At 28.1% G+C, this 26,610-nt stretch carries 23 protein-coding genes, 1 pseudogene and 1 riboswitch; of the genes and pseudogenes, 23 read left to right on the forward strand and 1 reads right to left on the reverse strand.

The annotated features are described in order from the left end of the window. Positions 1–47: 47 nt before the first annotated feature. The 4 genes from SPJ33_RS07105 to SPJ33_RS07120 all read left to right on the forward strand — a co-directional run bounded on the left by SPJ33_RS07105 (position 48) and on the right by SPJ33_RS07120 (position 6,038). On the forward strand, positions 48–2,063 hold the full coding sequence (locus tag SPJ33_RS07105; RefSeq protein ID WP_321117296.1) for an ATP-dependent helicase: 2,016 nt from the start codon (positions 48–50) through the stop codon (positions 2,061–2,063). 109 nt (positions 2,064–2,172) lie between these two features. Further along, a complete protein-coding gene (locus SPJ33_RS07110; protein WP_321117274.1) occupies positions 2,173–3,357 on the forward strand; it encodes a M20 family metallopeptidase in 1,185 nt (394 codons plus the stop codon). Between the two features lie 72 nt (positions 3,358–3,429). After that, positions 3,430–4,401, forward strand: coding sequence for an RluA family pseudouridine synthase (locus tag SPJ33_RS07115; RefSeq protein ID WP_321117275.1), 972 nt, complete (start codon positions 3,430–3,432; stop codon positions 4,399–4,401). A gap of 14 nt (positions 4,402–4,415) precedes the next feature. Beyond that, complete coding sequence (locus tag SPJ33_RS07120) at positions 4,416–6,038, forward strand: polysaccharide biosynthesis protein (protein ID WP_321117276.1); 1,623 nt, start codon at positions 4,416–4,418, stop codon at positions 6,036–6,038. A gap of 31 nt (positions 6,039–6,069) precedes the next feature. On the opposite strand, the gene spoVB is transcribed toward SPJ33_RS07120, so the two are convergent. Further along, positions 6,070–7,563 carry a stage V sporulation protein B gene (gene spoVB / locus SPJ33_RS07125; protein ID WP_321117277.1) on the reverse strand — a complete coding sequence of 498 codons (1,494 nt, stop codon included), beginning with the start codon at positions 7,561–7,563 and terminating at the stop codon, positions 6,070–6,072. A 157-nt stretch (positions 7,564–7,720) separates the two neighbouring features. Here spoVB and SPJ33_RS07130 point away from each other — a divergent pair, with 157 nt between their 5' ends. The 19 genes and pseudogenes from SPJ33_RS07130 to SPJ33_RS07220 all read left to right on the forward strand — a co-directional run. Beyond that, entirely contained in the window at positions 7,721–8,989 is a 1,269-nt protein-coding gene (locus tag SPJ33_RS07130; protein ID WP_321117278.1) for a hypothetical protein, read from the forward strand. A 100-nt stretch (positions 8,990–9,089) separates the two neighbouring features. Beyond that, positions 9,090–9,587, forward strand: coding sequence for a hypothetical protein (locus SPJ33_RS07135; protein WP_321117279.1), 498 nt, complete (start codon positions 9,090–9,092; stop codon positions 9,585–9,587). A gap of 429 nt (positions 9,588–10,016) precedes the next feature. Continuing rightward, the gene (locus SPJ33_RS07140; protein ID WP_321117280.1) at positions 10,017–10,343 is read left to right on the forward strand and encodes an ATPase; all 327 of its coding nucleotides are present in this window, start codon (positions 10,017–10,019) and stop codon (positions 10,341–10,343) included. Further along, the gene (locus tag SPJ33_RS07145) at positions 10,330–12,279 is read left to right on the forward strand and encodes a V-type ATP synthase subunit I (protein ID WP_321117281.1); all 1,950 of its coding nucleotides are present in this window, start codon (positions 10,330–10,332) and stop codon (positions 12,277–12,279) included. The genes SPJ33_RS07140 and SPJ33_RS07145 overlap by 14 nt, the downstream gene beginning before the upstream one ends. Positions 12,280–12,307: 28 nt before the next feature. Next, complete coding sequence (locus tag SPJ33_RS07150; protein WP_321117282.1) at positions 12,308–12,784, forward strand: V-type ATP synthase subunit K; 477 nt, start codon at positions 12,308–12,310, stop codon at positions 12,782–12,784. Positions 12,785–12,803: 19 nt separating this feature from the next. Continuing rightward, positions 12,804–13,403 carry a V-type ATP synthase subunit E gene (locus SPJ33_RS07155; protein ID WP_321117283.1) on the forward strand — a complete coding sequence of 200 codons (600 nt, stop codon included), beginning with the start codon at positions 12,804–12,806 and terminating at the stop codon, positions 13,401–13,403. 12 nt (positions 13,404–13,415) lie between these two features. Next, positions 13,416–14,417 (forward strand): V-type ATP synthase subunit C, encoded by a 1,002-nt coding sequence (locus SPJ33_RS07160; protein WP_321117284.1) that lies wholly within the window; start codon positions 13,416–13,418, stop codon positions 14,415–14,417. Further along, entirely contained in the window at positions 14,410–14,721 is a 312-nt protein-coding gene (locus SPJ33_RS07165; RefSeq protein WP_321117285.1) for a V-type ATP synthase subunit F, read from the forward strand. Before SPJ33_RS07160 ends, SPJ33_RS07165 begins: the two co-directional genes overlap by 8 nt. Positions 14,722–14,736: 15 nt before the next feature. After that, positions 14,737–16,518 (forward strand): V-type ATP synthase subunit A, encoded by a 1,782-nt coding sequence (locus tag SPJ33_RS07170; RefSeq protein WP_321117286.1) that lies wholly within the window; start codon positions 14,737–14,739, stop codon positions 16,516–16,518. Next, positions 16,511–17,890 (forward strand): V-type ATP synthase subunit B, encoded by a 1,380-nt coding sequence (locus SPJ33_RS07175; RefSeq protein WP_321117287.1) that lies wholly within the window; start codon positions 16,511–16,513, stop codon positions 17,888–17,890. Before SPJ33_RS07170 ends, SPJ33_RS07175 begins: the two co-directional genes overlap by 8 nt. 3 nt (positions 17,891–17,893) lie before the next feature. After that, positions 17,894–18,535, forward strand: coding sequence for a V-type ATP synthase subunit D (locus SPJ33_RS07180; RefSeq protein ID WP_321117288.1), 642 nt, complete (start codon positions 17,894–17,896; stop codon positions 18,533–18,535). A gap of 193 nt (positions 18,536–18,728) precedes the next feature. Continuing rightward, complete coding sequence (locus tag SPJ33_RS07185; protein ID WP_321117289.1) at positions 18,729–19,682, forward strand: MraY family glycosyltransferase; 954 nt, start codon at positions 18,729–18,731, stop codon at positions 19,680–19,682. Positions 19,683–19,773: 91 nt separating this feature from the next. Continuing rightward, positions 19,774–20,325, forward strand: a complete 552-nt coding sequence (locus tag SPJ33_RS07190) for a GNAT family protein (protein ID WP_321117290.1) — start codon at positions 19,774–19,776, stop codon at positions 20,323–20,325. 54 nt (positions 20,326–20,379) lie between these two features. Then, positions 20,380–20,505, forward strand: a riboswitch (SAM riboswitch). A gap of 84 nt (positions 20,506–20,589) precedes the next feature. After that, positions 20,590–21,459 carry a methylenetetrahydrofolate reductase [NAD(P)H] gene (gene metF / locus SPJ33_RS07195; protein WP_321117291.1) on the forward strand — a complete coding sequence of 290 codons (870 nt, stop codon included), beginning with the start codon at positions 20,590–20,592 and terminating at the stop codon, positions 21,457–21,459. 11 nt (positions 21,460–21,470) lie between these two features. Beyond that, the gene (locus SPJ33_RS07200) at positions 21,471–21,926 is read left to right on the forward strand and encodes an S-ribosylhomocysteine lyase (RefSeq protein ID WP_321117292.1); all 456 of its coding nucleotides are present in this window, start codon (positions 21,471–21,473) and stop codon (positions 21,924–21,926) included. Next, positions 21,910–22,617: a vitamin B12 dependent-methionine synthase activation domain-containing protein gene (locus SPJ33_RS07205; protein ID WP_321117293.1), complete on the forward strand. Its 708-nt coding sequence runs from the start codon at positions 21,910–21,912 to the stop codon at positions 22,615–22,617. The genes SPJ33_RS07200 and SPJ33_RS07205 overlap by 17 nt, the downstream gene beginning before the upstream one ends. Further along, positions 22,595–24,997, forward strand: a complete 2,403-nt coding sequence (locus SPJ33_RS07210) for a homocysteine S-methyltransferase family protein (RefSeq protein WP_321117294.1) — start codon at positions 22,595–22,597, stop codon at positions 24,995–24,997. The genes SPJ33_RS07205 and SPJ33_RS07210 overlap by 23 nt, the downstream gene beginning before the upstream one ends. A 62-nt stretch (positions 24,998–25,059) precedes the next feature. After that, a complete protein-coding gene (locus SPJ33_RS07215) occupies positions 25,060–25,773 on the forward strand; it encodes an ABC transporter ATP-binding protein (protein WP_321117295.1) in 714 nt (237 codons plus the stop codon). Continuing rightward, positions 25,766–26,610 (forward strand): annotated as a pseudogene (locus SPJ33_RS07220) (hypothetical protein); the annotation flags it as partial. The gene SPJ33_RS07215 and the pseudogene SPJ33_RS07220, both read left to right, overlap by 8 nt.

The following is a 26,610-nucleotide window of genomic DNA, read 5'->3' on the forward strand; positions in this document are numbered from 1 at the left end:
TAGTTATTCCCTGTGAAATTAGGTAATAATCAAGAAAATAGGAGGGGATTTTAGTGAAATTAGATTCATTTCAAAAAGAAGCAGTAAATGCAAAAGAAAGAAATATACTAGTAGTTGCTGCTCCAGGTTCTGGAAAAACAACGGTTATAATAAATAGAATAAATTATCTTGTCGATAAATTAAGAGTACACAATAAAAATATAATAGTTATAACATTTACTAAAGCAGCAGCACTTAATATGAAGAATAGATATACAAAAACTTTTAATTTAGATAGATCTCCGTTTTTTGGCACTTTTCATGGACTATTTTATAAGATTCTACTTAGAGAAGGATATCAAATAAATATAATAGAATCTTATAAAGCTCATAGATTAATAGAAGAAGTTTTAAAAAAATATTTTGATGATATAAGCGAAGATAAAATAAAAGAAGTATTAAATAATATATCTTTATTTAAAAACTCAAGGATGAGTTTACAAGAATTTAAGCCTTCAATGACAAGAGAAATATTTGAAGACTGCTTATTTAAATATAATAAATACAAAGAAGAAAATAATCTTTGGGATTTTGATGATTTAGCTTTAAAGGTAATAGAAATATTAAAAACAAATAAAACTTTAAGAGATGGATATAGAGGATTATTTAGATATATATTGGTAGATGAATTTCAAGATTGTGATGAACTTCAAATAGAGTTTTTAAAGATAATGAATGAAGATACAGAAAATTCTCTTTTTGCGGTTGGGGATGAAGACCAATGTATATACTCATTTAGAGGATCTAAGCCAGAATATATGGTTATATTTAATGAAATATTTAAAGACAGCAAAAAATATTTTCTTTCTAAAAATTATAGAAGCTCAAAGAATATAATAAATGGAGCTAAAAATGTTATAGAACATAACAAAGAAAGAAATAAAAAGAAAATAATAGCTAATAAAAAAGAAGATGGTATTATAAAAGTTTCAACTCCTTATGATGAAAAGATACAAGGAGAAGAAATTGCTAGTGAAATAAACTCTCTTATAAAAAATAAAGGATATGTTTATAAAGATAATATATTACTTTATAGAACTAACATGGAAGCTATGACTTTTATAGATGTATTTACTAGAAAGAAAATCCCCTTTACTTTATTGGATAAAGAATATAATTTTTTTGAACATTTTATATGCAAAGATATATTAACATATCTAAAGCTGTCTATAGATTTATATGACAGAGATGCATTTATAAAGATTATAAATAAACCATTTAGATATATAAGTAAAAGTAGCATAGAGTATATAAAAAGATTTAAAGAATATAAAACACCATTTGATATATTAATGGAAAAAAAAGATATACCTCCATTCCAGATTAAGAAATTAGATAATCTAAAAAAAGATATACATTATTTATCTAAATTATCATTAAATAGTGCAATACAATTTGTAATAAGTGATTTAGGGTATTTGGATTATCTAAAAACTTACTGCGAAAAGTTTAGTCAAAATATAGATGATTTAGAGGAAATTCTTGAAGAATTTAAAATATCAGCAAGTGGATTTAAGACTATTCCAGAATTTTTTTCTCATATAGATAGTGTAAAAGAAGAAATTGAAAATTCAAGAAACAAAACAGATGAAGATAGAGTAATATTAAGCACTATACATGGAGTTAAAGGGATGGAATTTAAGAATGTCTTTCTTGTAAATTGTGTTGAAGATACAATTCCATATGCTTCTCCTGAGGATGAAAATATAGAAGAAGAGAGAAGATTATTTTATGTTGGAATAACAAGGGCTATTGATAATTTATATATATCATCACCAAAAACAAAGGCTGGAAAATTTAAAGAAGTATCTAGATTTATAAAAGAAACAGAATTTAAAAGTAATGAAGAAGTTTCGCACAATTTAAAAAAAGGTGTAAGTGTATATCATAATGGTAGAAAGCAACAAGGTGTTGTAGAAGAATGCTTAGGAGATAAGGTTAAGATATTATTCCAAGATGGTATAAGCAGAACTTTTTCTATAAAGGTTCTTTTAGAACGAAATTTAATAATGATCATACAATAATAAATGTATATTAAAAATAATTTTATTTAATTAGTAAGAAAATGTTATACTTAATATATGTGTAAATTAGGTGAAATGAAAGATAATAATAATTATGGGAGGAGATTAAATGATTAATTTTAAAGATGAAGCAAATAAAATAAAAGATCAGCTTATAACTATTAGAAGAGATATACACATGCATCCTGAAGTTGGATTTGAAGAAGTTAGAACTTCCAATTTAATAAAAGACTTCTTAAAAAATGAAGGAATAGAATATAGAGAAGTTGCAAAAACAGGGGTATGTGCAATCATAAAAGGAACAAAAGAAGGAAAAGTTAAGACTGTAGCATTAAGAGCTGATATGGATGCATTACCAATACAAGATAAAAAGGTATGTGAATACAGCTCAAAGGTACCAGGTAAAATGCATGCTTGCGGACATGATGCTCATACAACAATATTATTAGGTGTAGCTAAGATATTAAATAAAAATAAACATTTATTTAGTGGAAATGTTAAATTATTATTTGAGCCAGCTGAAGAAACAACAGGTGGGGCAAGTTTAATGATAGAAGAAGGTGTGCTTGAAAATCCAAGAGTAGAAAAAGTATTTGGACTTCATGTAACTGAAGACTTAGAATGTGGGAAGATAAAAATAAAAAAAGGAGTTGTAAATGCAGCTTCAAATCCTTATAAGGTTAAGATTATAGGAAGTGGTGGGCATGGAGCATCCCCTAATACTACTGTAGATCCAATCGTTATTGGAGCAAATATAGTAACTACATTACAAACAATAGTAAGTAGAGAAATTTCACCAGTTAATCCATCAGTTATAACAGTTGGAAGTTTTCATGCAGGAACAGCACAAAATATTATTCCAGGAGAAGCTGAAATAACAGGTATTATAAGAACAATGACTCCGGAAGATAGAGAATTTGCATGCAAAAGACTTGTAGAAGTATCAGAAGGAATAGCTAAGGCTTCAAGAGGTAGTGCAGAAGTTACAATTGAAGAAAGTTATCCGTGCTTAATAAATAATGATGAATGTGTAGATATAGTTAAAGAGGCAGCAAAAAAGGTTCTTGGAAACGAAAATGTTGTAGAACAAAAAGCACCAAGTATGGGAGTTGAAAGTTTTGCTTATTTTGCAATGGAAAGAGATTCAGCATTTTATTTCTTAGGAACTGCAAATGAAAGTAAAGGAACTTTTAAAGCAGCACATAGTAATCTATTTGATATAGACGAGGATGCTATACCTTTAGGCGTTGCAATTCAATGTGAAGCGGCTTTAAGTTATTTGACAATGGAGTAAATAAATATTAATCTATAAAAATGTAGAAAAAGATTCACGAAAGAAGTTTTATTAAGTAGGAGTGATTATATAGTGAGAATAGAAATAAGCGCTAATGAAGCAGGGCAAAGATTAGATAAGTTTTTAAGAAAATTACTTAAAGATGTTCCATTAAGTGCAATTTTCAAAGCTTTAAGAAAAGGTGACATAAGAGTAAATGGCAAGAAACAAAAGGAAAAGTATACATTAGAAATAAATGATGTTATAGAAATAAGATACATACAAAGCCAAAAGATGAAAGAAAAGAAAGAAAATTTTGTAAAAGTTGATCCAAGTGGCCTTAAGATAGTATATGAAGATAGTAATATGCTTGTTGTTGAAAAGTGGCCAGGAGTGTTAGTTCATCCAGATAGCAACAAGAAAACACCTACTCTTACTGATTATGTTTTATCATATCTAAATGAAAAAGGCGATTATCTTCCAGAAAAGGAAATAACATTTACGCCAGCACCATGCAATAGACTTGATAGAAATACATCAGGATTAGTTGTTTTTGGTAAAAACTTTGAAAGTTTAAGACAATTAAATGAAATAATTAGAGAAGGTAAAGTAAAGAAATATTATAATGCTTTAATTAAAGGAAGAATAAAAGATGGACTTTATACAGGCTACATATTAAAGAATGAAGAAGCTAATATATCAAGAATATATGATAAAAAAGTAAAAGATTCAAAGGAAATTTCTATGGAAGTTAAAACTATCCAAAGTGATGGAGCCTTCTCACTTATAGAAATTGACTTAATAACAGGAAGAAGTCATCAAATTAGAGCACATCTTGCACATATAGGTAATCCTATAATAGGCGATAATAAATATGGGGATAGAAAATTAAATTCATACTTCTTAAATAAATATGGATTAGATTATCAATTCTTATATGCATATAAATTAAATTTCAAAAATGTAGATGGAAAACTTGATTACTTAAAACATAAAATTATAACAGTATCATTACCACCTATATTTAAAAAGATTAAAAATGACACATTTAAAATTAGATTATAGATAGGGGATTAAAAATGAGTGAAGGGTCATCATCTACCAAAGGCTTTATGATACTTTCTCTTGCTGGGATATTTGCCAAAGTTTTATCAGCATTTTATGTTCCGTTATTAAATAAAATAATTGGTGTAGAAGGTGTTGGTATATACTCAAGAAGTTATGACATCTTCATGTTTGTATATGCTATAACAAGCATGGGATGTCAACCAGCAGTAGCAAAGGTTGTAGCAGAACTTAGAGCTTTAGGTAATGAAAGAGATGCGATTAAAGCCTTAAAGGTTTCAAGAAAAACTTATGGAATAATTGGTGGAGCATTAACTATAATATTAATGTTACTAGCTTATCCTATTGCAAAAATAGGTGAAATACAAAATTCTACTTTTGCAATAATGTTTTTAGCACCAAGTATTTTTTTAACTGCTATATTATCTGCATATAGAGGTTATTTCCAAGGAAAGAATGAAATGACTGGTATAGCCATTTCACAAGTATTAGAGCAATTTTTAAATATATTTATAAGTTTATTATTTGCTTTCCTTTTATATAAAATAAGCATACAATTAGGTGCAGCAGGAGGAACTATTGGTACTTCAATTGGTGCAGTAATAGCTATATTCTATCTCATATATGTATATGATAAAAAGAAATTTGAAGATATAGCGTATAATACTACAAATCATGAAAAGAAGGTTTCTTCAAAAGCTATATTAAGAAAGCTACTTAGATATGCACTTCCAATAACATTAAGTGCTGGTATACAAAATTTTGGTGGAATGATTGATATGATGAATGTTAGTCGTAGATTAATACATGCAGGTTTTACACAAACTCAATCAGATTCACTTTATGGATTATTATATAATTACAAGGTTTTAATAGGTGTTCCACTTATTATTGTAACTGCACTTACAACAATAGTACTGCCTGCAGTTTCAAGAGCTTATGCCTTAAGAGATAGAAAGGCTATAAGAAAAAATGCAAATTTTGCATTTAGGATTGCATTTGCAATAACTATTCCAGCAGCTGTAGGACTAGCAGTTTTAAATAATGATGTATATACTCTATTATATCAAAGTGATAGAGGTGCATATATTATGCAATATGGTTCATTTATATTAATCTTTACTGCAATTGCGCAACTTCAAAGTGTAATACTTCAAGGGATAAGTCAATTCTATCCAATGATATTATCATTTTCAGTGGGGATTATTCTAAAAATTATTGCAAATTATATTTTAGTTGGAATTCCATCAATAAATATACTTGGTGTTTTAGTTGGTAACTTCTTATGTTATCTTGCACCGGTTATAATAAATCACAAAATACTTACAAAGAGTATTAGATATAAGATACCACTTATAAGAAATTGTGTTAAGCCAATAATTGCATCAATAGTTATGGCAGTTGTTATAATTGTTTTAAAACAACCTATAGCAATTATAAGTGTATTTATTGGAGCTTCAAGAGCACTTATGTATTTATATACATTGGTATACACACTTATATTAGTTGGAATAGGTGGTTTAGTATATCTATATATAATGATTGCATTAGGTGGAATAAGAAAATTAGATGTAGAAGCGATGTCACCAAGAATATATACAAAACTTCCTAGATTTATAAGAAAAAAATTAAAATAAACAAAGTGTAGGGCTTAAAGCTCTACACTTTTTATGTTTCTCCAAAGTGTGAATAATAAATAAATATGATAAATGTAACAACTACTACTAATAATATTTCAAGTGTATTAAGTGGGAATAAGAATTTTTTTATGATTATGTTTAAAATCAAAAATGTAAGTACAGATAACAATACAAAAATTATTATATTTATCAAACAAATATCTACATTAATCTCTTTTTTTACTTCGTATAAATTAATAAGTAAACATATAGAAGAAGTTATAAATAAGCTTAAGCTATACCCATAAATATTTATGCTTGGAATAGAAGTAAAAACAAATAAGCAAATTAAATCAATGAAAGCTATTATAAGAGAGTTTCTTAAAATAACACCTTGCTTATTTAAACCATTTAAAATTCCAAACATAATTGAAGAAGTGAAAAATATAGGTGCTGATAGTGATGCCATAAATATATAATTACCAAGATCATCTCTACCATAAAATAAATTTCCAAGTTCATAAGGAATTAAAGAACAAATTACAGTTGTTGATAAACCAAGTAAAAATGCTATTTTCATAACTTTTTTTATTCTTATAGATGCAAAATAATTATCACCTCTACTTAGAGATTGAGATAAGTCTGGTATTAATAATGAATTTATAGATCCAACTACTATAAGTGGTAAAGCGATTAATGTACATGCCATACCTGTATATTTACCTATAAGTGATAATGCTTCTGAATATGAAAAACCGGCAACTATAAGACGTCTTGGCACAATTAAAGTTGATAAAGTAGAAAAAATGTTATTTAAAAACCCATTAAGACATAATGGAAGTGATATAACTAAAACATTGAAAAGTAATTGAGCCCTACTATCTGCTTTTTTATTTGATTTAGGTAATTTTGAAACACATCTTCTATAATAAAAGAATAATAGTATCAAGCTTTGAAGTTCTCCAATTGCTAGAGATACATAAGCTAAGGTAACGAGAGTAGTTAAGTTATTTGTACTAAAAGCATACACTAAAAAAGAAATTGTAATTATTCTCATACCTTTTTCAAATATATCGATAAGAGCTGGAATTTTTATTTTAGATATACCTAGAAAATATCCTTTTAATATGTTACTAAGAGAAATGAATACCATAGCTGGACAAGTAACCTTAATTGCATTTATAGTTCTAACATCATTTATTCCATATTTGCCAATCAAAGGCGCACAAAAAAATACTATAATTCCAATAAAAAGTGCCCATATAATATTAAATATAGCAATTGAATTAATTGTTTTTGTAAGATTATTTATTTCTCTACGTTCATAATACACCGAAGATACTTTAGATAAAGCAGCTACAATTCCAGCTGTCATAAGACATATAAATAAGTTGTAAACCGGCATAACAAGATTATAAAGTCCTATACCTTCTGCTCCTAAAGTTTTAGATAAATATATAGAAAATGCAAATCCTAATAAACCTGTAGTGATATTAGAAGCTGTTAATATAAAAGAATTCCTAAAAAAATTATCTTTAGCCAAAACAAATCTTCACCCCTTTAAATTACAGTAAAGCATATTCAATAAAATTATAAATTATACGATTTATTTAATAGAAATTATAAATTAAAATAGTAGGAATATTCTAAGCGCCTAATCAAATATAAATCAAATATAATATTGATGGATGGGAGAAGATATGAAAAGATTCTTTAAATTTTTTATTTGCTCAATTTTTATAGTTACTTTAGCTCTCTGTATATATGCTTATTCAAATAGATATAAATTAGATATTATTAAGGAAGGAATAGAGAGTAGTTTATTACTTAAAGGGTGCGAAGATGCTACAGCTATAACAGGTGGAGATGATTTAGACGTATATATATCATTTAAAAATGAAATTGTAAGGATTGATAAAAATACAAAAATAAATAAAGTATATAAAGATTCAAGTTTTAACATACAAGATATAGCATATAAAGATAGAAATTTATATGTATTATCTGATGGAAATTTAATACTTATAGATTCTAATGAAAATATTAAAGTTTTAAGGACAGATTTACCATATGGAGAAAATGTATATAGAAACCTATTGGTTAATGGTGATTCTATTTTAATTTCAATAGGCTCTAAAACAAATTCGGGAATAGCAAAAGAAGGAGAAGAAAAAGATATATCTCCTATTAATTTAATATTAAATGGAGTTAATTATGGGGAAAAAAATACAGGTGCATTTAAAGATTATGCAGTGAAAAGCAAAAAAGGTGAAAAAATATTAGGTGAAGAGATAGGAACTGCATCTATATTTGAATTTAATACAAAAAATGAAGAGTTTAGTTTGTTTGCATCAGGAATAAAAAATGTAAAAGGATATGATGTAAATAGTAAAGGCGAAATTATAGCTACAGTTGGTGGGATAGAAGAAGGTGGAGAAAGGGGAGTTATTAGAGATACAGATTATATATATAAAATAGCTAAAGGTCTTTGGTATGGATGGCCTGATTTTAGTGGAGGAGATCCGATTTCATCACAGAGGTTTACAAATGATAAAAGAGTAAAGCCACTAATAAAAAATCCACCAGAAAAGATAGGGCAAACACCTAGTTATCAGCATAATTCAGTTAATTCATTAGGAAAGCTTGTTGTAGATAGAAATGGAAGTCTAGTAAGTAAGGATTCTATAATATTTAGTGATTATAAAACAAATACAATCTATTTATTAGATGATAAAAAAGTTTTATCAAAGATATTAAAGATGGAAGATGATAGTTATATAAAAGATATGATGTTTTTAGGTGATGAGTGTATAATTTTAGATAGTAGCAAGGGATGTATATATAAGTTGTCAAAAAACGAAAAAATAATAGGGGTAAATATACCTTATGGAGTTGTTGCAGTTTCTTTAGTGATAATGTTAGCGTTACTTATTATATTATTTAATAAAATAAAGAGAAAAAATATATAATAATAAATTTGATGATTAGCAAAATTGCTAATCATTTTTTCTTTATATAGATGTAAATAAATGGTAATATATAAATATATTATTTTTGAGGTGAATTATAATGAAAAAAACAATAATATTAAATTTTGAAAATATAAAGATAGAAGGAAATGTATTAGATGTTGCATGTGAGAGCTTAGATATTATTAGTAGTATCTCAGAAGAGGTACAAAATGAAGTTGCAGTAGATTATGTAGAAAAAGAAGAAAGTAATAAACTTAAAAATAACAAATATGATGCGTGTACATTTTTCTTTAATTTACATTCTTTAAGAAATGTAAATAAGAGAGATAAATTGATTGATGAGATATCAAATTATATGGAAAAAGATTCGAGTATATATATATGGGATATAAATAAAAATATAGGTGAATTAATAGATATTAATCTTAGAATATTGTTGCCTAAAGATGAGGTAAGGGAATACAATGTAAAAAATAACAATCTATTTTCTTCATCTAGTTTTGAGGAAACAAAAAAGATTATAGAGAAGACATTTGAAATAGAAGAAGCAAAGGTATGGGAAGATTTATATTTCATTAAAGGTAAAAAGAAATAATCAGTTATTTAAAAGATAAAAATAGATTAATTTGAAGTGAATAATATAAAATATTTTTATATTAAGTTAGAAAAACTAATTCTATTATACAAAAAATTAAATTAACAATAATATATGATGATTAGTTACATAATAAGATATATTATACTAAATATATATATAATACAAATAAAAGAGTGTTGAAAAATAAAGTAAAATTATATATTTTCATAAAAATAGATGAATAAATATATATGAAAATGTATTTATGTTAAAATAAAATTTAATTTTTTAACATTGTTTTAATATTATGATGTATAAAAACAAAGAATTTTATTGAAATTATCTCTAAAAAGTGTATAATTAAGATAGAAATTAAAAAGTAATTAATACTATATTAAGTATTAATTCATATATTATTACACATTTAAGTGCAAAGGTGGTGAGATTTTGGCATTAGAAGCAATAAAAGAAATCAAAAAAGCAGAAGCAGAAGCAGATGAAATGATTAAATCTGCAAATGTAGAAGCAAAAGATATCATTCAAAAGGCTACCATGGAAGCTACTGAAAGCTACAATAAAGCTATAAGTATAGCTAAAGATAAGTGCAATAGTATAATTAATGATGCTGTTGAGGCTGGTAACAAAGAGGCAGAACCTATTTTATCAAAAGGAAAGAAAGATGCCCAAGATATCTATGATATCAAAGAAAATAAAAAAAATGATGCTGTAAAATTAGTGATTGAGAGGATTGTGAAGATTCATGGCAATAGTTAAGATGAACAAATTCACTTTGCTTGCTTTTGAATCAAAAAAGGATGCTCTCTTAGAAAAGTTACAAGGCTTTTCAGAAGTAGAGTTTATAAATCTTCAAAATGAAGATTATCTTGAAGATAACAAAGAATTAAAAGAGTTATTTAAAGATAATGTTGATTCAGGGTTTGCAAAATGTGAAGACGAACTATCAAAAGCTAGATTTGCCCTAGACTTTTTAAGGACTTACGTACCTCAAAAATCAGGATTAAAAGCAATGCGTGAAGGTAAAAAAACTTTAACTTTAAGCGAATTAAAAGAATCAGTTGACAATAGTAATTGGCAAGATTTGTATGAAAAGCTTAAACAAAAAGAAGTTGACCTTGCAAATCTAGAAAATGAAAAAACTAAGTTAGAAGGAATTATAGAATCTTTAAGACCTCTAGAAGGATTAGACGTATCTTTTGAAGACTTAAAGAGCATAAAGAGTTCTTATTTCTTAGGAAGTGTTTCTAAACAATATGAAAATGAATTAATGACTAATTTATCTGATTATTATGTAGAAACAATATCAATGAATAATGATGATATTTTCTTCTTAGCTTTAGCTTACAAAGAAGATAAAGAAAAAGTTGAGGAAATATTAAGAGGATTTGGATTTAGTTCATATAAAACTGATCAAAAAGATACTCCAATAAGAATTATTCATCAAAGCACAGAAAGAATTAGTGAAATAGAATCAGAAAAAGCTTCAATAAAACAAGAATTATCAGGTTTTGAAAAAGAAGCTGAACTTCTAGAATTAGTATTTGAATATTATTCAAATGTTTATGAAAGAAAAACTGTAAAAACTAATTTCTTAAAGACAGATAAGGTAAGTTTAATTCAAGGATGGATTGCAATATCTGACAATGATGATCTTTGTAAAATCATAAAAGATACTTTAGGAGAAGACTATTACCTTACTTTTGAAGATGTAAAAAGTGATGAGATAGATGATGTTCCTATAAGATTAAAGAATAATGATTTAAATACATCATTTGAAAATATAACTGAAATGTATAGTATGCCAAAATACGATGAAATTGATCCAACACCACTTTTAGCACCATTCTTCTTAATATTCTTTGGAATGATGGTTGCAGATATTGGTTATGGATTATTAGTACTTATAGGTTCACTTGTTGCATTAAAGAAATTTAATTTAGATAAAGAACAAAAGAGATTTGCTAAGTTCTTCTTCTATTTAAGTTTCCCAACAATAATATTTGGTGGTATATATGGAGCCTTCTTTGGAGATTTACTTCCATTACCTAAGCTTATAGATACAAACAAAGATGTAACAACTATCTTAATCTTATCAATTGTATTTGGGGTAATTCAAATATTCTTTGGATTAGGAGTTAAAGCTTATGTACTTATAAGAAACGGTAAAGCATTTGATGCTTTCTGTGATGTAGGATCATGGGTTATTACATTAGTTTCAATAGGTGTATTTGGTTTTGGTGCATTTGCTGGAAATAATACTGTAAAAACAGTAGGTATGTGGTGCATGATTATTGGTATGGTACTAATAGTTCTTACACAAGGAAGACATATGAAATCTGTTGGTGGAAAATTAGGTCAAGGTCTATATTCATTATATGGAATAACATCATATGTTGGAGACTTAGTATCTTACACAAGACTTATGGCTTTAGGACTTGCTGGGGGATCAATAGCTGGAGCATTTAATCTTATTGCAAGTATGTTCCCAGGTGTAGCATTATTTATACTTGGACCAGTAATATTTATTATAGGTCAAGTATTTAACTTAGGATTATCATTACTAGGTGCATATGTTCACACATGTAGATTAGAATATGTTGAGTATTTCTCAAAATTCTATGAAGGTGGCGGAAAAGCATTTAAGCCATTTAAGCCATTAGATAAATATATTGATATTAAAAAAGAAATTTAACTTTTAAAGTAAATAGGAGGATTTTAAAATGAATACGTGGATAGAATTTTTTACACAAAATGGAGGATTTATATTTGCAGCTTTAGGTGTTGCACTAGCAGTAGGTTTATCAGGAATAGGTTCTGCTAAAGGAGTTGGATTAGTTGGACAATCAACAGCTGCATTAATGACAGAACAACCAGAAAAGTTTGGTAAAGCGTTAGTACTTCAATTATTACCAGGTACACAAGGTTTATATGGATTCGTTATTGGATTATTAGTTTTCTTAAAGATAACACCTGATATGTCATTCCAAAATGGTTTATACTTATTACTTGCTTGTTTACCAATTGCTATAGCTGGATTATGGTCAGGTATCGCTCAAGGTAAAACAGCTGCAGCTGGTGTTCAAATATTAGCTAAGAAGCCAGAACAAACTACAAAGGGTATCATCTTTGCAGCAATGGTTGAAACTTATGCATTATTAGGATTCGTTGTTTCAATCTTATTAGTATTTAAGTTTTAATATTTGAGGAAGTGAAATTATGTCAGACGTAAAAAATCTTACTTCTAAAATCTTAAAAGATGCAGAAGAGAGAAAGGAAAGTATTCTTAAGGCTGCAAATGAAGAGAGAGCTAAAATAATTGCTAAAAAAGAAGCCATTGCTAAACAAGAAGAAGAAGCAATGATTGAAAAAGCAAAAAATGAAGCTAAAACAAGACATGAAAGAATTGTTTCAGGTGCAGAACTTAAGGCAAGAAATGAAAAGCTTGCAGCAAAGCAATCTGTAATAGATTCAGTTTTTAATCAAAGTATAGAAGAATTATGTAAAATGTCAGATGATGATATGAAGAAATTCATTAAAGATATGATATTAAACTCAGATATAACTGGGGATGAAAAAATCATTTTAAATCAAAAAGGTAAATCATTACTAGATAAATCACTACTTAACACTATAAATAGTGAATTAAAAGCAAATGGAAAAAAAGGTGAACTTACTGTAAGTGATGAAGTAAGAACATTTAAAGGTGGATTTATCTTAGAAAAGGATGGTATAGAAATAAACAATACTTTCGAAGATCTAGTTAATTCATCAAGAGATGATTTAGAATTTGAAGTAGCAAATGTTTTATTTAATTAAGGAGGAAAGCAAATGGATTCAATGCAATTTGCTCAAGTTATACCAAGACTTAGAGTATTAGAAACAAGACTCCTTGATAAAGCTAAAATCGATAGAATGATTGATGGAGATTCTGCAAATGAAGCACTGAAAGTGCTTCAAGAATCTGAGTATGCCAATGTAATGACAGGTGTTAAAAGAGCTGAAGATTACGAAATAGTACTTTCAAAAGAACTTAAAAGAGTTTATGAACTTATGTATGATATATCACCAGAAAAGTCTTTAGTAGACCTTATGGCTATAAAATACGATTATCATAACGTTAAGGTACTTTTAAAAGGAATTTTCTTAAATAAAGATGTAAGCGATATGTTAATCCCTGTTGGAAAGATTAATCTTTCATTTTTAAAACATAGTATAGATAATAATAACTTAAGTGATCTACCTTCTTTTATGAGAAGTGGTATAGAAAAAGCCAAAGAAGTTTTTGAAGGAACAACAGATCCACAACAAATAGATATTATCTTAGATAATTCAATGTTTGAAGAGATGAAAGAAATTTCTAAAGAATTAAATGATAGATTTGTTGATAAGTATGTTAGTGCTTTAATTGATTTAACAAATCTAAAAACATTACTAAGAGTTAAAAAGCAAAATAAGGCTAGAGATTTTCTGCAACAAGTTATCATAAATGGAGGAGCAATAGGTGAAGATACATTAGTAGCTTTATTAAATGATGCTCCAGAGAACATATCTAATAAGTTAACTTTTACTGATTATAGTGAAGTAATAAAGAGCGGTTTAGAAGATTATATAAAGACAGGTTCATCAAGTCTTTTAGAAAAACTAATCGATAATTATATTATGGATATGATGAGAGAAGCTAAATTTATTCCTTTTGGAGTTGAACCTTTATTAGCTTACATTTATGCAAAAGAAACAGAAATTAAAGTAGTTAGAATTATAATGGTTGGTAAACTCAATAATATTTCAGGGGAAGTAATCAGAGAAAGGCTGCGTGATATTTATGTATAAGAAGATCGGTGTAGTTGGAGATAAAGATTCAGTTTTAGCTTTTAAAGCTTTAGGAATCGATGTATTTCCAGTAGTAGAAGCTGATGAAGCTAGAAAAACTGTAGATAGATTAGCAATGCAAGAATATGCAGTTATCTTTGTGACAGAACACGTAGCTAAGGAAATAGAAGAAACTATTGAAAGATACAATAGAGCTGTGCTTCCAGCTGTAATATTAATTCCAAGTAATCAAGGATCATTAAATATAGGAATGCAAAGGATCAGCGATAATGTAGAAAAAGCTGTTGGCGTTAATATCTTATAGGAAGGAAGGTTTTACATGGTAAAAACTGGAAGAATAATAAAAGTTTCAGGACCTTTAGTAGTTGCTGAAGGAATGGAAGAAGCTAACATATTTGACGTATGTAAAGTTGGTGAAAAAGGTCTTATCGGTGAAATTATTGAAATGAGAGAAGATAAGGCATCTATACAGGTATATGAAGAAACTTCAGGAATAGGACCTGGAGATCCAGTTGTAACAACTGGAGAACCACTAAGTGTTGAACTTGGACCAGGACTTATAGAAGCAATGTTTGATGGAATACAAAGACCTCTTGATGCTTTCATGAAAGCAGCAGGATCAGATTTCTTAACTAAAGGGGTTTCTGTTAAATCATTAGATAGAGAAAAAGTTTGGGAATTTGTTCCTACAGTTAAAGTAGGAGATGAAGTTGAAGCTGGAGACGTTATTGGAACAGTTCAAGAAACACCAGTAGTACTTCACAAAATAATGGTTCCTTTCAAAGTATCAGGTAAAGTAAAAGATATAAAGAGTGGAAAATTCACTGTAGAAGATATAGTTTGCACAATTGAAACTAAAGATGGAGACAAAGAAGTTTCAATGATGCAAAAATGGCCAGTAAGAAAAGGAAGACCTTATGCAAATAAGTTAAATCCAATAGCACCTCTTACTACAGGTCAAAGAGTTATAGATACATTCTTCCCAGTTGTTAAAGGTGGAGCAGCTGCAGTACCAGGACCATTCGGAGCTGGTAAAACAGTAGTACAACACCAAGTTGCTAAATGGGGAGATGCAGAAATAGTTGTTTATGTTGGATGTGGAGAACGTGGAAATGAGATGACAGACGTTCTTAATGAGTTCCCAGAACTTAAAGACCCAAAGACTGGTCAAAGCTTAATGAAGAGAACAGTTCTTATAGCAAATACATCAAACATGCCAGTTGCAGCTAGAGAAGCATCTATATATACAGGAATAACAATAGCTGAATACTTCAGAGATATGGGATATTCAGTAGCTATCATGGCAGACTCTACATCAAGATGGGCAGAAGCTTTAAGAGAAATGTCAGGTAGACTTGAAGAAATGCCAGGTGATGAAGGTTACCCAGCATATTTAGGATCAAGACTTGCAGATTACTATGAAAGAGCTGGTAAAGTTGTTTGTCTTGGAAAAGATGGAAGAGAAGGTGCAGTTACTGCAATCGGTGCGGTATCACCTCCAGGAGGAGATATTTCAGAACCAGTTACTCAATCAACTTTAAGAATAGTTAAAGTTTTCTGGGGACTAGATGCACAACTTGCATATCAAAGACACTTCCCATCAATTAACTGGTTAAACTCATATTCATTATATGCAGATAGAATCGGTAAGTGGATGGATGAAGAAGTTGCAAGTGATTGGTCAGAACTTAGAATAGAAGCTATGGCTTTATTACAAGAAGAAGCTAGCTTACAAGAAATTGTAAGACTTGTTGGTATAGATGCGCTTTCAGAAGGTGATAGATTAAAACTTGAAATAGCAAAATCAATAAGAGAAGATTATCTTCAACAAAATGCTTTCCATGAAGTTGATACATACACTTCATTAAATAAGCAACATAAAATGTTAAAGTTAATACTTCAATTTAAAACTGAAGCTGAAAGAGCTTTAGAAGCTGGAGTATACCTAGATAAAATTTTAGGTATGGATGAAATGAGAGATAGAATAGCTAGAGCTAAGTATATCTCAGAAGAAAATATAGCAAATATTGATCAAATCGGAGTTGATTTAACATCTGCTATTGACAAATTAATCAGCGAAGGAGGGGTTCTAGATGCCTAAGGAATATAGAACAGTCACAGAAGTAGTAGGACCTTTAATGGCTGTTGAAGGTGTTGAAGGTGTTAAATATGATGAACTAGTTGAAATAGAACTACAAAATGGAGAAAAAAGAAGAGGTAAGGTACTAGAAGTTAATGGTTCAAAAGCTATGGTACAAATCTTCGAAGGTTCTTCAGGAATTAACTTAAAAGGAACTAAAGCAAAATTCTTAGGAAGACCTCTTGAACTTGGGGTTTCAGAAGATATGCTTGGAAGAGTCTTTGATGGTATGGGTAAGCCAATAGATAATGGTCCAAAGATAATACCAGAAAAGAGACTTGATATAAATGGAGAAGCTATAAATCCAGTTGCTAGAGATTATCCATCAGAATTTATTCAAACAGGAGTATCAGCAATCGATGGACTTAACACTTTAGTTAGAGGACAAAAACTTCCTGTGTTCTCAGCATCAGGACTTCCACATGCAGAACTTGCAGCACAAATTGCAAGACAAGCGAGAGTTTTAAATTCTGATTCAAAGTTTGCCGTTGTATTTGCAGCGATTGGTATTACATTCGAAGAAGCTCAATTCTTCGTTGATGAATTTAAACAAACAGGTGCTATAGATAGATCAGTTCTATTTATGAATTTAGCATCTGACCCAGCTATCGAAAGAATAGCTACTCCAAGAATGGCATTAACTACAGCTGAATATTTAGCATATGAAAAAGGAATGCACGTTCTTGTTATAATGACAGATATCACAAACTATGCAGAAGCTCTAAGAGAAGTTTCAGCGGCTAGAAAAGAAGTTCCAGGTAGAAGAGGATATCCAGGTTACCTATACACTGACCTTTCAACATTATATGAAAGAGCAGGAAGACTTAGAGGTAAAGAAGGATCAATCACTCAAATTCCAATACTTACAATGCCTGAAGAAGATAAAACACATCCAATTCCAGACTTAACTGGATATATAACAGAAGGACAAATAATACTTTCAAGAGAACTTTATAAGAAAGGTATTATGCCTCCAATAGATGTTTTACCATCACTTTCAAGACTTAAAGATAAAGGTATTGGTAAAGGAAAGACTAGAGAAGATCATGCTGATACAATGAACCAATTATTCTCAGCATATGCTCAAGGTAAGCAAGCAAAAGAATTATCAGCTATCCTAGGGGAATCAGCTCTTTCAGATACTGATAAAGCATTTGCTAAATTTGCAGAAGCATTTGAAAATGAATATGTTTCACAAGGACTTGAAGCAAATAGAACAATTACTGAAACTCTAGATTTAGGATGGAAGTTATTAAAATTACTTCCAAGAACTGAACTTAAGAGAATTAGAGATGAATATCTTGAAAAATATATGCCAAGAGAGGAAGAATAGGCTATGGCTAGATTAAATGTGAATCCTACTAGAATGGAGCTCACAAAGCTGAAAAAGAGATTAACAACAGCTACTAGAGGTCATAAGCTTTTAAAAGATAAGCAAGATGAGTTAATGAGACAATTTATTAATCTTGTTAAGTATAACAATAATCTAAGAAAAGATGTTGAAGAACAACTTGAAGGCTCACTTAAAGATTTTGTTATGGCAAGAGCCGTTATGAGTTCAGAGTTTTTAGAAGAAGCAATTGCTTATCCAAAAGAAAGTATCTCTGTAGAAGTTGGAAACAAGAACATAATGAGTGTTAATGTTCCAGTTATGAACTTTAAAAGACAGCTTGAAGGTGACGAAGGTAGTATCTTCCCATATGGATTTGCAAACACATCATCAGATCTTGATGATGCAATAACAAAGCTTTATGGAATATTACCTAAGCTTTTGGAACTTGCAGAAGTAGAAAAGTCATGTCAACTTATGGCAGATGAAATAGAAAAGACTAGAAGAAGAGTTAACGCTCTAGAATATATGACAATTCCTCAACTTCAAGAAACAATCAAGTATATAAGAATGAAACTTGATGAAAATGAAAGAAGTGCTTTAACTAGACTTATGAAAGTTAAGAGCATGATAGAACAAAGAGGATAATAGATTTAAATACACCTTAGATGTTCTAAGGTGTATTTTTTTACATAAAATTAGGCTTATTCCTAAATCTTAAAACTAAATAAATTTTATATCAATATAATTGATAATATAGTATATTAATAGTATAATTCTAATAGATTCAGATTTTTTTACATATAATTAACAATCTAGTCTAGTTTAGGAGAAGGAATATATGAATTATTTTATAGAGTTTATAATTTCTTTCTTATTAGTAGCAATTTTATTACCGATCTTAATGAAGCTATCAACTAAAATTGGCTTTACAGATAAACCTACGAAAAGAAAGAAACATAAGAAAGTAACACCATTATGCGGTGGACTTGCGATGTTTATAGGATTTTTTGCATTATATTATTTTGTAGAAAAAGAGAATGGATATCAAAGTATATGGATATTTATTAGTTCATTATTAATTTTAATTATAGGGCTTGTAGATGATTTTTATAAATCAAAAGGAAAAGAGTTCCCTATATTTCCAAGACTAATAATTCAAATTTTAGCTGCTGTATTAGTATTTAATGCAGGTGTTGCATTTAAAGGGTTTACCAATCCTTTTACTGGACAATATGTAGTTCTTAGCACATTTTTACAATTTGTCTTAAGTATAACTTGGATGTTTGGAGTTACAACAGTAATAAATTGGTCAGATGGAATGGATGGACTTGCAGGTGGAATTTCATTAGTTTCATCAACTACATTTTTTATTGCAGCAATTATTTTAGGTCAGGTTTATTCAGCATCTATATCAATAATAATTGCAGGAAGCATATGTGGATTTTTAATTTATAATAAGTATCCAGCAAAAGTATTTATGGGGGATTCTGGAGCAAATTTTTTAGGGTTTATTTTGAGTATTATAGCATTAGATGGTGCATTTAAGCAGGCTACGGTTCTTAGCTTATTATTACCAATATTAGCACTAGCAGTACCTATATTTGATAATTTATTTGTTATATTTAAAAGATTTAATGAAGGAAAACCAGTGTATCAAGCAGATAGAAGTCAGATGCACTTTAGATTAGAGGAAAAAGGATTAACAAAACCACAAATAGTTAACTTTATAGTTGGAATAAGCATAGTTTGTGCATGTCTATCTATAATTTTATTATTTTATAATCATCCATAGAAATTTAAAGCATTACTTTTTAGTAATGCTTTTGTTTTTATAATCATTAATGTATAATATAATTTAAAAATACAATTTGGGGGCTAATTATATGTATATAGGAACTAAAGTTTTACTTAGAGCTTATAAGGAAGAAGATATTGAAAAGATATTAAGTTTTGTAAATGATTTTGAGGTGAAAAAACTTCTAGATTCAAATACACCATTTCCTATAAGTAAATGGGAAGAAGAAGTATGGATAAAAAAGAATAGAGGAATAGATAGCTTAACTTATGATTTTGCAATAGAAGAAATAAGTACTGGAAATATTATAGGCGGGTGTAGCATAAATTCTGTTAATGTAAAAAATAGAAATTGTACTATTGGAATTATGATAGGTGATAAAAATTATTGGGGCAAAGGTTATGGATATGATGCATTATCTATATTAATTAAATTTATATTTGAAGAATGTAATATTGAAAAAATAAAACTTAGTGTTTTTTCATTAAATCCAAGGGCAATAGCTTGTTATAAAAAGCTTGGATTTAAAGAAGAAGGACGATTAAAAAGAGAAATATATAGAGAAGGAAAATATCATGATGAGATATTAATGGCTCTATTTAGAGAAGAATATTTTAATAATATAAAAGACAATAATTAGAATGTATTTACAAATAATCATTTTTAAGGTATAATTACATAAAATAGAATATAGAACTTATCAAGAGTGGTGGAGGGACTGGCCCTATGAAACCCGGCAACCTATATATACTATGAATTTATAGTACTTTTATATATAAATTTATTATAGAATGTGGTGCTAATTCCAGATAGATAAGGATATAAATTTGAGGTTAAAGTCTTAGGTATAGTATCCTAAGACTTTTTTGTTTTTTAAAGTTTACAATATAAACAAGGGGGCATTATGAATATTAGAGAGATTTTTGATAAAAAGAAATTAGTTTTTTCTTTTGAGGTATTCCCACCAAAAACTAATTCACCAGTTAAAAGTATATATAAGGCTTTAAATGAACTTTCAGAATTAGAGCCAGATTTTATTAGTGTGACTTATGGGGCAGGTGGAAGTTTAATAAATAATAAAACCACAGAAATATCATCACTTATAAAAAATGTATATAATATAGAGCCTTTGGCTCATTTAACATGCATATCTTCTAAAAAAGATGATATAGATAAAATAACAGAGAGATTAGAGCTTGAAGAAGTTAGAAACATACTTGCATTAAGAGGTGATGATATTGGTAATTCCAAAAAAGATTTTAATTATGCAAGTGAGCTTATAAGTTATATAGAAGAAAAAAAGAAATTTAATATAATTTCAGCATGTTATCCAGAAGGTCATATAGAAAATAAGAGAATAGATATAGAAATAGATAATATGAAAAGAAAGATAAATTCAGGTACATCAAGTTTTATTTCTCAGTTATTTTTTGATAACAATATATATTATGATTTTTTAGATAAAATAAATCAAAATGGAATAAATACACCTATTCAAGCAGGCATTATGCCAGTAATAAATAAAAAGCAGATAGAGAGAATAACAAAGTTATGTGGAGCAAAAATTCCAGTTAAATTTTCTAAAATAATGAAGAGATATGAATATAGTCCAGAAGCTTTAAGAGAAGCGGGAATTGCATATGCAGTTGAGCAAATTATAGATTTAGCTTCTAGTGGAGTTCAAGGAATTCATATTTACACAATGAATAACCCATATGTAGCAAGAAAGATTAAAGAAAATATAAAAACAATTATTAAAACAATCAATAACTAGGAGGTAAATATATGAAAAAAGTAGAAAGTTTTGAATTAGATCATACTAAAGTAAAGGCACCATTTGTAAGAAAATGTTGTGTATATGAAGGAGAACATGGTGATAAGATAAGTAAGTTTGATATAAGGTTTTTACAACCAAATAAAGAAGCCTTTGGAACAGCAGCTATGCATGCTCTTGAACATTATTTAGCTTATAATATTAGAAATGAATTAGATGGAGTGATTGATGTATCTCCAATGGGATGTAGAACAGGCTTTTATTTAACTACATGGGGTAATAAGGAGTCTATTGAAATAAAAGAAGCTGTTGAAGTAGTCTTGAAGAATTTATTAAAAGCAGAAGATATACCAGCAAGCAATGAAGTTCAATGTGGAAATTATAAAGATCTTTCTCTTTTTGGAGCAAAAGAATATGCAAAGGATGTAATAAGAAAAGGATTTTCTCTTAATGTATATGGAAAGTAGTGATAAAAATCTTACTCTTCATGAATCAGAAATTTTAAGATATTTAGGATATAGAAGGCAAAAAATACCTCAAAATATTATTGATAAAATTTTAGGTGTAAAGAAAGAGTGTGAAGATTTCTTTACACCTAAATATATTTATGAGGAGTATAACTTAAATAAAAGAGAAGATGGAATTGAACTTATAGGAACTAATTTGATTTTAAAAGGAAATGATATATATAATTTATTAAAAGAGTGTGATAGATGCATACTAATGGCTGTAACACTTGGAAATAATGTTGAAAGACGTACAAGATTTTATGAAAAAGTAGATTTAACAAAGGGTTTAATATTTGATGCTTGCGCTACAACATGTGTTGAAGAGGTTTGTGATTTACTAGAAGAGGAGATAAAAGCTAAGTATATAAGTGAAGATGAAGAATTAACATTTAGGTATAGTCCAGGTTATGGGGATTTGGATTTAAGTATCCAAAAAGATTTTATAAATGTATTAAATTGTGAAAAAAGAATAGGAATTAAGGTTTCAGAGCATATGATTTTATTTCCAAGAAAATCAGTAACAGCTATTTTAGGTATAAAAAAATATAGTGGAAAAAAGAAAGAGAAGAGCTGCATAAATTGTAATAACTACGATAGATGTGCATATAGAAAAGAGGGAATAGATTTTGAATGTAAGAGAGTATATTAAAGATAACATTTTAGTTTTTGATGGAGCTATGGGAACAATGCTCCAAAATTCAGGTTTAAAACTTGGAGAATATCCAGAGATATTTAATATAACCCATAAAGAAGAGATAATAAAGATACATAAAAATTATATAAATGCTGGAGCAAAAGTTATAACAACAAATACATTTGGGGCAAACGAGCTTAAATTAAAGAATACCAAATTTTCTGTAGAAGAAATAATAAAATCTGGAGTAGATTTAGCTAAAAAAGCAAGAGGAAATAAAGATTGTTACATTGCTCTTGATATAGGACCAATTGGGGAATTATTAGAACCTATGGGCACTTTAAATTTTGAAAAAGCTATTGATATTTTTAAAAGACAAATTAAAATCGGAGAGCAAAGTGGAGCAGATTTAATACTTATTGAGACTATGACTGATTTGTACGAGATGAAAGCTGCAATAATTGCGGCAAAAGAAAGTTGTAGTTTGCCTATATTTGCAACAATGACATTTGAAGAAGATGGGAGAACTTTTACAGGATGTCTTCCGGAAAGTATGGCAATTACTTTAGAAGGACTAGGTGTAGATGCTATTGGAGTGAATTGTTCACTTGGACCTAAAGAGCTTAAGGGAATTGTAGAAAAAATAATTAATAATACAAATTTACCTGTAATAGTTCAACCTAATGCAGGACTTCCAAATATGATAAAAGGAAAAGCTAGGTATGATATAAATGAAGAAGAATTTGCAAATTTTATTAGAGAATTAGTGGAACTTGGAGTATCAATTATAGGAGGATGTTGTGGAACCACTCCTAGATTTATAGAAGAGATTAGTAAAATAGCTAGAAGTAACCATAAAATAAATAGAAAAAAGATGATAAAATATGCAGTAACGTCACCTTTTAAAGTTGTTGAAATTGATGAGGTAAGAGTAGTTGGGGAACGAATAAATCCAACAGGTAAAAAAAGATTCAAAAAAGCTATCATAGATAGAGATATGGATTATATATTAAAACAGGCAATAGAACAAATAGAAGGAGGAGCAGAAATATTAGATGTTAATGTTGGGCTTCCAGAAATAGATGAAGAAACATTAATGGAAAGCACAATAAAAGAATTACAGAGCATTGTGGATGTTCCACTTCAAATTGATTCAGCTAAAAAGAATGTTATTGAAAGTGCTTTAAGAGTATATAATGGTAAACCAATAGTAAATTCAGTAAATGGAGAAGATGCGGTATTAGATAGTATTCTTCCTCTAGTAAAGAAATATGGAGCATCAGTAGTTGGGTTAACACTTGATAATAATGGTATACCTAAAGATTATGAATCTAGATTTAAAATAGCAGAAAAAATAGTTGACAGAGCAGTAGAATATGGAATAAAGAAAGAGGATGTATATATAGACTGTTTAGCTTTAACTGTTTCAGCTCAACAAGAAGAAGTTATGGATACATTAAAAGCTTTAAAAATAGTTAAAGAAAGATTAGGTGTTAAAACTATTCTTGGTGTTTCAAATATATCCTTTGGTCTGCCAAATAGAGATATTATAAATGAAACATTTCTAGCATTAGCTTTAGGAGCTGGATTAGATCTTCCAATTATGAATCCTAATAGAGAAGGAATGATGAATGTAATAAATTCCTTTAAAGTTTTAAACAATAATGATCGTGGAGCTAAAAGATATATAGAAAATTATGGAGATAAAAAGATAGAGAAAATATTAGTGACTAAAGAAAATATAAATTATTCTAATGAATTAGATAATAGCGAAGAATCTTTAGATAAATTAATACTTCAAGGATTAAAAAATAGTACAAGAAAAATAACAGAACAATTATTACGAGAAAAGACAGAACTTGAAATAGTAAATGAGGATTTAATACCTGCTCTTGATAAAGTAGGTAAAAAATATGAAAATGGAGAAATATTCTTACCACAGCTTATACAGGCTGCAGAAACAGTAAAAGTGTCATTTGATTTAATTAAAGATAGATTGGCTAGGTTAAATAAAAGTGAAGTAAATAAAGGGAAAATCATACTTGCAACTGTAAAAGGTGATATTCATGATATAGGAAAAAATATAGTTAAGCTTATATTACAAAATTATGGATATGATATATTAGATCTTGGAAAAGATGTTCCGATAGAGAAGATAGTAAAAGAAGCTATAGAAAACGATATAAAACTTGTGGGTCTTAGTGCTTTAATGACAACTACTATAGTATCTATGGAAGAAACAATTTTAGCTTTAAAAGAAGCTGGTTTTAAAGGGAAAATATTTGTTGGTGGAGCTGTTTTAACAGAAGATTACTCAGATAAAATAGGTGCTGATTTTTATGCAAAAGATGCTAAGGAATCTGTAGAAATAGCTAAAAAAGTCTTTAATAATTAATTTAATAAGAAAAATTATTTATAATATAAGAAAAATCTATATAAAATTTTAGGAGGACAAATATGCTGATTATAAAAAATTTGTATAAATACTATAAGAGTGATAGACCAGCAATTAAAGATTTATCTTTAGAAATAAAAAGTGGAGATATATTTGGATTTATTGGACATAATGGCGCTGGAAAAACAACTACTATAAAATCTGTTGTTGGTATACTTGAATTTGAAAAGGGAGATATATTTATAGATGGAGTATCAATTAAAGAAAATCCAATTGAATGTAAAAAGAAAATTGCATATATACCTGACAACCCAGAACTTTATGATGCACTTACAGGAATACAATATTTAAATTTTATTGGAGACATATATAAAGTTCCTAGAAAAGAAAGAGAAGAACTTATAAAGGTATATTCTGATACTTTTGAAATTACTAAGTCATTAGGTGATTTAATATCATCATACTCACATGGTATGAAGCAAAAATTAGCAATTATATCTGCGCTTATTCATAAGCCTAAATTACTAATATTAGATGAACCTTTTGTTGGTTTAGATCCAAAAGCATCACATATATTAAAGCAAATTATGAAAGATATATGTAAAGATGGTGGAGCAATATTTTTTTCAACACATGTATTGGAAGTAGCTGAAAAGTTATGTAATAAGATTGCTATAATTAAAAATGGAGAAATTGTAGCAAATGGAGATATAGATAAAGTTAAAGGTGATAATTCATTAGAAGATTTATTTATGGAGTTGATTGGGGATGAATGATTTAATAACTCTTTTAAAATATGATTTAATAAGTTCTTATAACCTTAATTCTATATTAGATAGAAGAGATAAGAAAAAGCTATTAAAAACTTTAGCATTTTTAGTATTACTAATAATTGCAATATTAGGTTTTGAAATTTCAATGTTTAGTTATTTTAATTTAATGGTAGAACCACTAAAAAATATAAATATGCTTCATATTATAATAGCACAAGGCTTTATAATGTCAGTATTTATAATAATTTGGACATCTATATATAAAGCTCCTGGATTATTATTTGGAATGAAAGATTATGAATTTTTAATATCTCTTCCTATAAAACCTTGGGTAATATTATCTTCTAAAATAATTAATTTAATTTTAGTTAATTATCTATTTTTAGCAATTTTCTTAATACCATCTTTGATAGTTTATTTTATAAATACAAAGATTACATTTATCATGATAATAAATGCATTTGTAATGTATCTTTTTATTCCACTTATTCCAATAATAATTGCTAGTTTTATAGGATTTGTATTTACATACATTTCAGCGAAAGTTAGATATAAAAACATAGTTTATATAATTGAAGGAATTATATTACTTCCAATAATTATTTTAATATCTTCAAATATGCAATTTATATCAGAGTATATATTTAAGAATGCAAAAAATATAAGTGATATATTAAATAAGATATATCCACCTTTGAGATATTATATAAATGGTATAGTATATGGAAGTTTTAGTGGAGCTTTAATTTTTATTCTTATATCAATAGCTACATTCACAGTATTTATTATTTTATTAAATAGAGTATTTGTTAAGATAAATTCAAAGCTTTTAGAAAATTA

Source organism: Clostridium sp., from assembly GCF_034179595.1.
In the GTDB taxonomy this organism is placed as follows: Bacteria; Bacillota; Clostridia; order Clostridiales; family Clostridiaceae; genus Clostridium.

Bases quoted from the DNA above. Each gene is read 5' to 3' on its own strand.
- SPJ33_RS07205 (WP_321117293.1), top strand. From the start codon at position 21,910: ATGTATATGGAAAGTAGTGATAAAAATCTTACTCTTCATGAATCAGAA.
- SPJ33_RS07160 (WP_321117284.1), top strand. From the start codon at position 13,416: ATGGATTCAATGCAATTTGCTCAAGTTATACCAAGACTTAGAGTATTA.
- SPJ33_RS07135 (WP_321117279.1), top strand. From the start codon at position 9,090: ATGAAAAAAACAATAATATTAAATTTTGAAAATATAAAGATAGAAGGA.
- SPJ33_RS07170 (WP_321117286.1), top strand. From the start codon at position 14,737: ATGGTAAAAACTGGAAGAATAATAAAAGTTTCAGGACCTTTAGTAGTT.
- SPJ33_RS07150 (WP_321117282.1), top strand. From the start codon at position 12,308: ATGAATACGTGGATAGAATTTTTTACACAAAATGGAGGATTTATATTT.
- SPJ33_RS07190 (WP_321117290.1), top strand. From the start codon at position 19,774: ATGTATATAGGAACTAAAGTTTTACTTAGAGCTTATAAGGAAGAAGAT.
- SPJ33_RS07165 (WP_321117285.1), top strand. From the start codon at position 14,410: ATGTATAAGAAGATCGGTGTAGTTGGAGATAAAGATTCAGTTTTAGCT.
- SPJ33_RS07215 (WP_321117295.1), top strand. From the start codon at position 25,060: ATGCTGATTATAAAAAATTTGTATAAATACTATAAGAGTGATAGACCA.
- SPJ33_RS07145 (WP_321117281.1), top strand. From the start codon at position 10,330: ATGGCAATAGTTAAGATGAACAAATTCACTTTGCTTGCTTTTGAATCA.
- SPJ33_RS07155 (WP_321117283.1), top strand. From the start codon at position 12,804: ATGTCAGACGTAAAAAATCTTACTTCTAAAATCTTAAAAGATGCAGAA.
- SPJ33_RS07180 (WP_321117288.1), top strand. From the start codon at position 17,894: ATGGCTAGATTAAATGTGAATCCTACTAGAATGGAGCTCACAAAGCTG.
- SPJ33_RS07200 (WP_321117292.1), top strand. From the start codon at position 21,471: ATGAAAAAAGTAGAAAGTTTTGAATTAGATCATACTAAAGTAAAGGCA.
- SPJ33_RS07130 (WP_321117278.1), top strand. From the start codon at position 7,721: ATGAAAAGATTCTTTAAATTTTTTATTTGCTCAATTTTTATAGTTACT.
- SPJ33_RS07185 (WP_321117289.1), top strand. From the start codon at position 18,729: ATGAATTATTTTATAGAGTTTATAATTTCTTTCTTATTAGTAGCAATT.
- SPJ33_RS07110 (WP_321117274.1), top strand. From the start codon at position 2,173: ATGATTAATTTTAAAGATGAAGCAAATAAAATAAAAGATCAGCTTATA.
- SPJ33_RS07175 (WP_321117287.1), top strand. From the start codon at position 16,511: ATGCCTAAGGAATATAGAACAGTCACAGAAGTAGTAGGACCTTTAATG.
- SPJ33_RS07120 (WP_321117276.1), top strand. From the start codon at position 4,416: ATGAGTGAAGGGTCATCATCTACCAAAGGCTTTATGATACTTTCTCTT.
- metF (WP_321117291.1), top strand. From the start codon at position 20,590: ATGAATATTAGAGAGATTTTTGATAAAAAGAAATTAGTTTTTTCTTTT.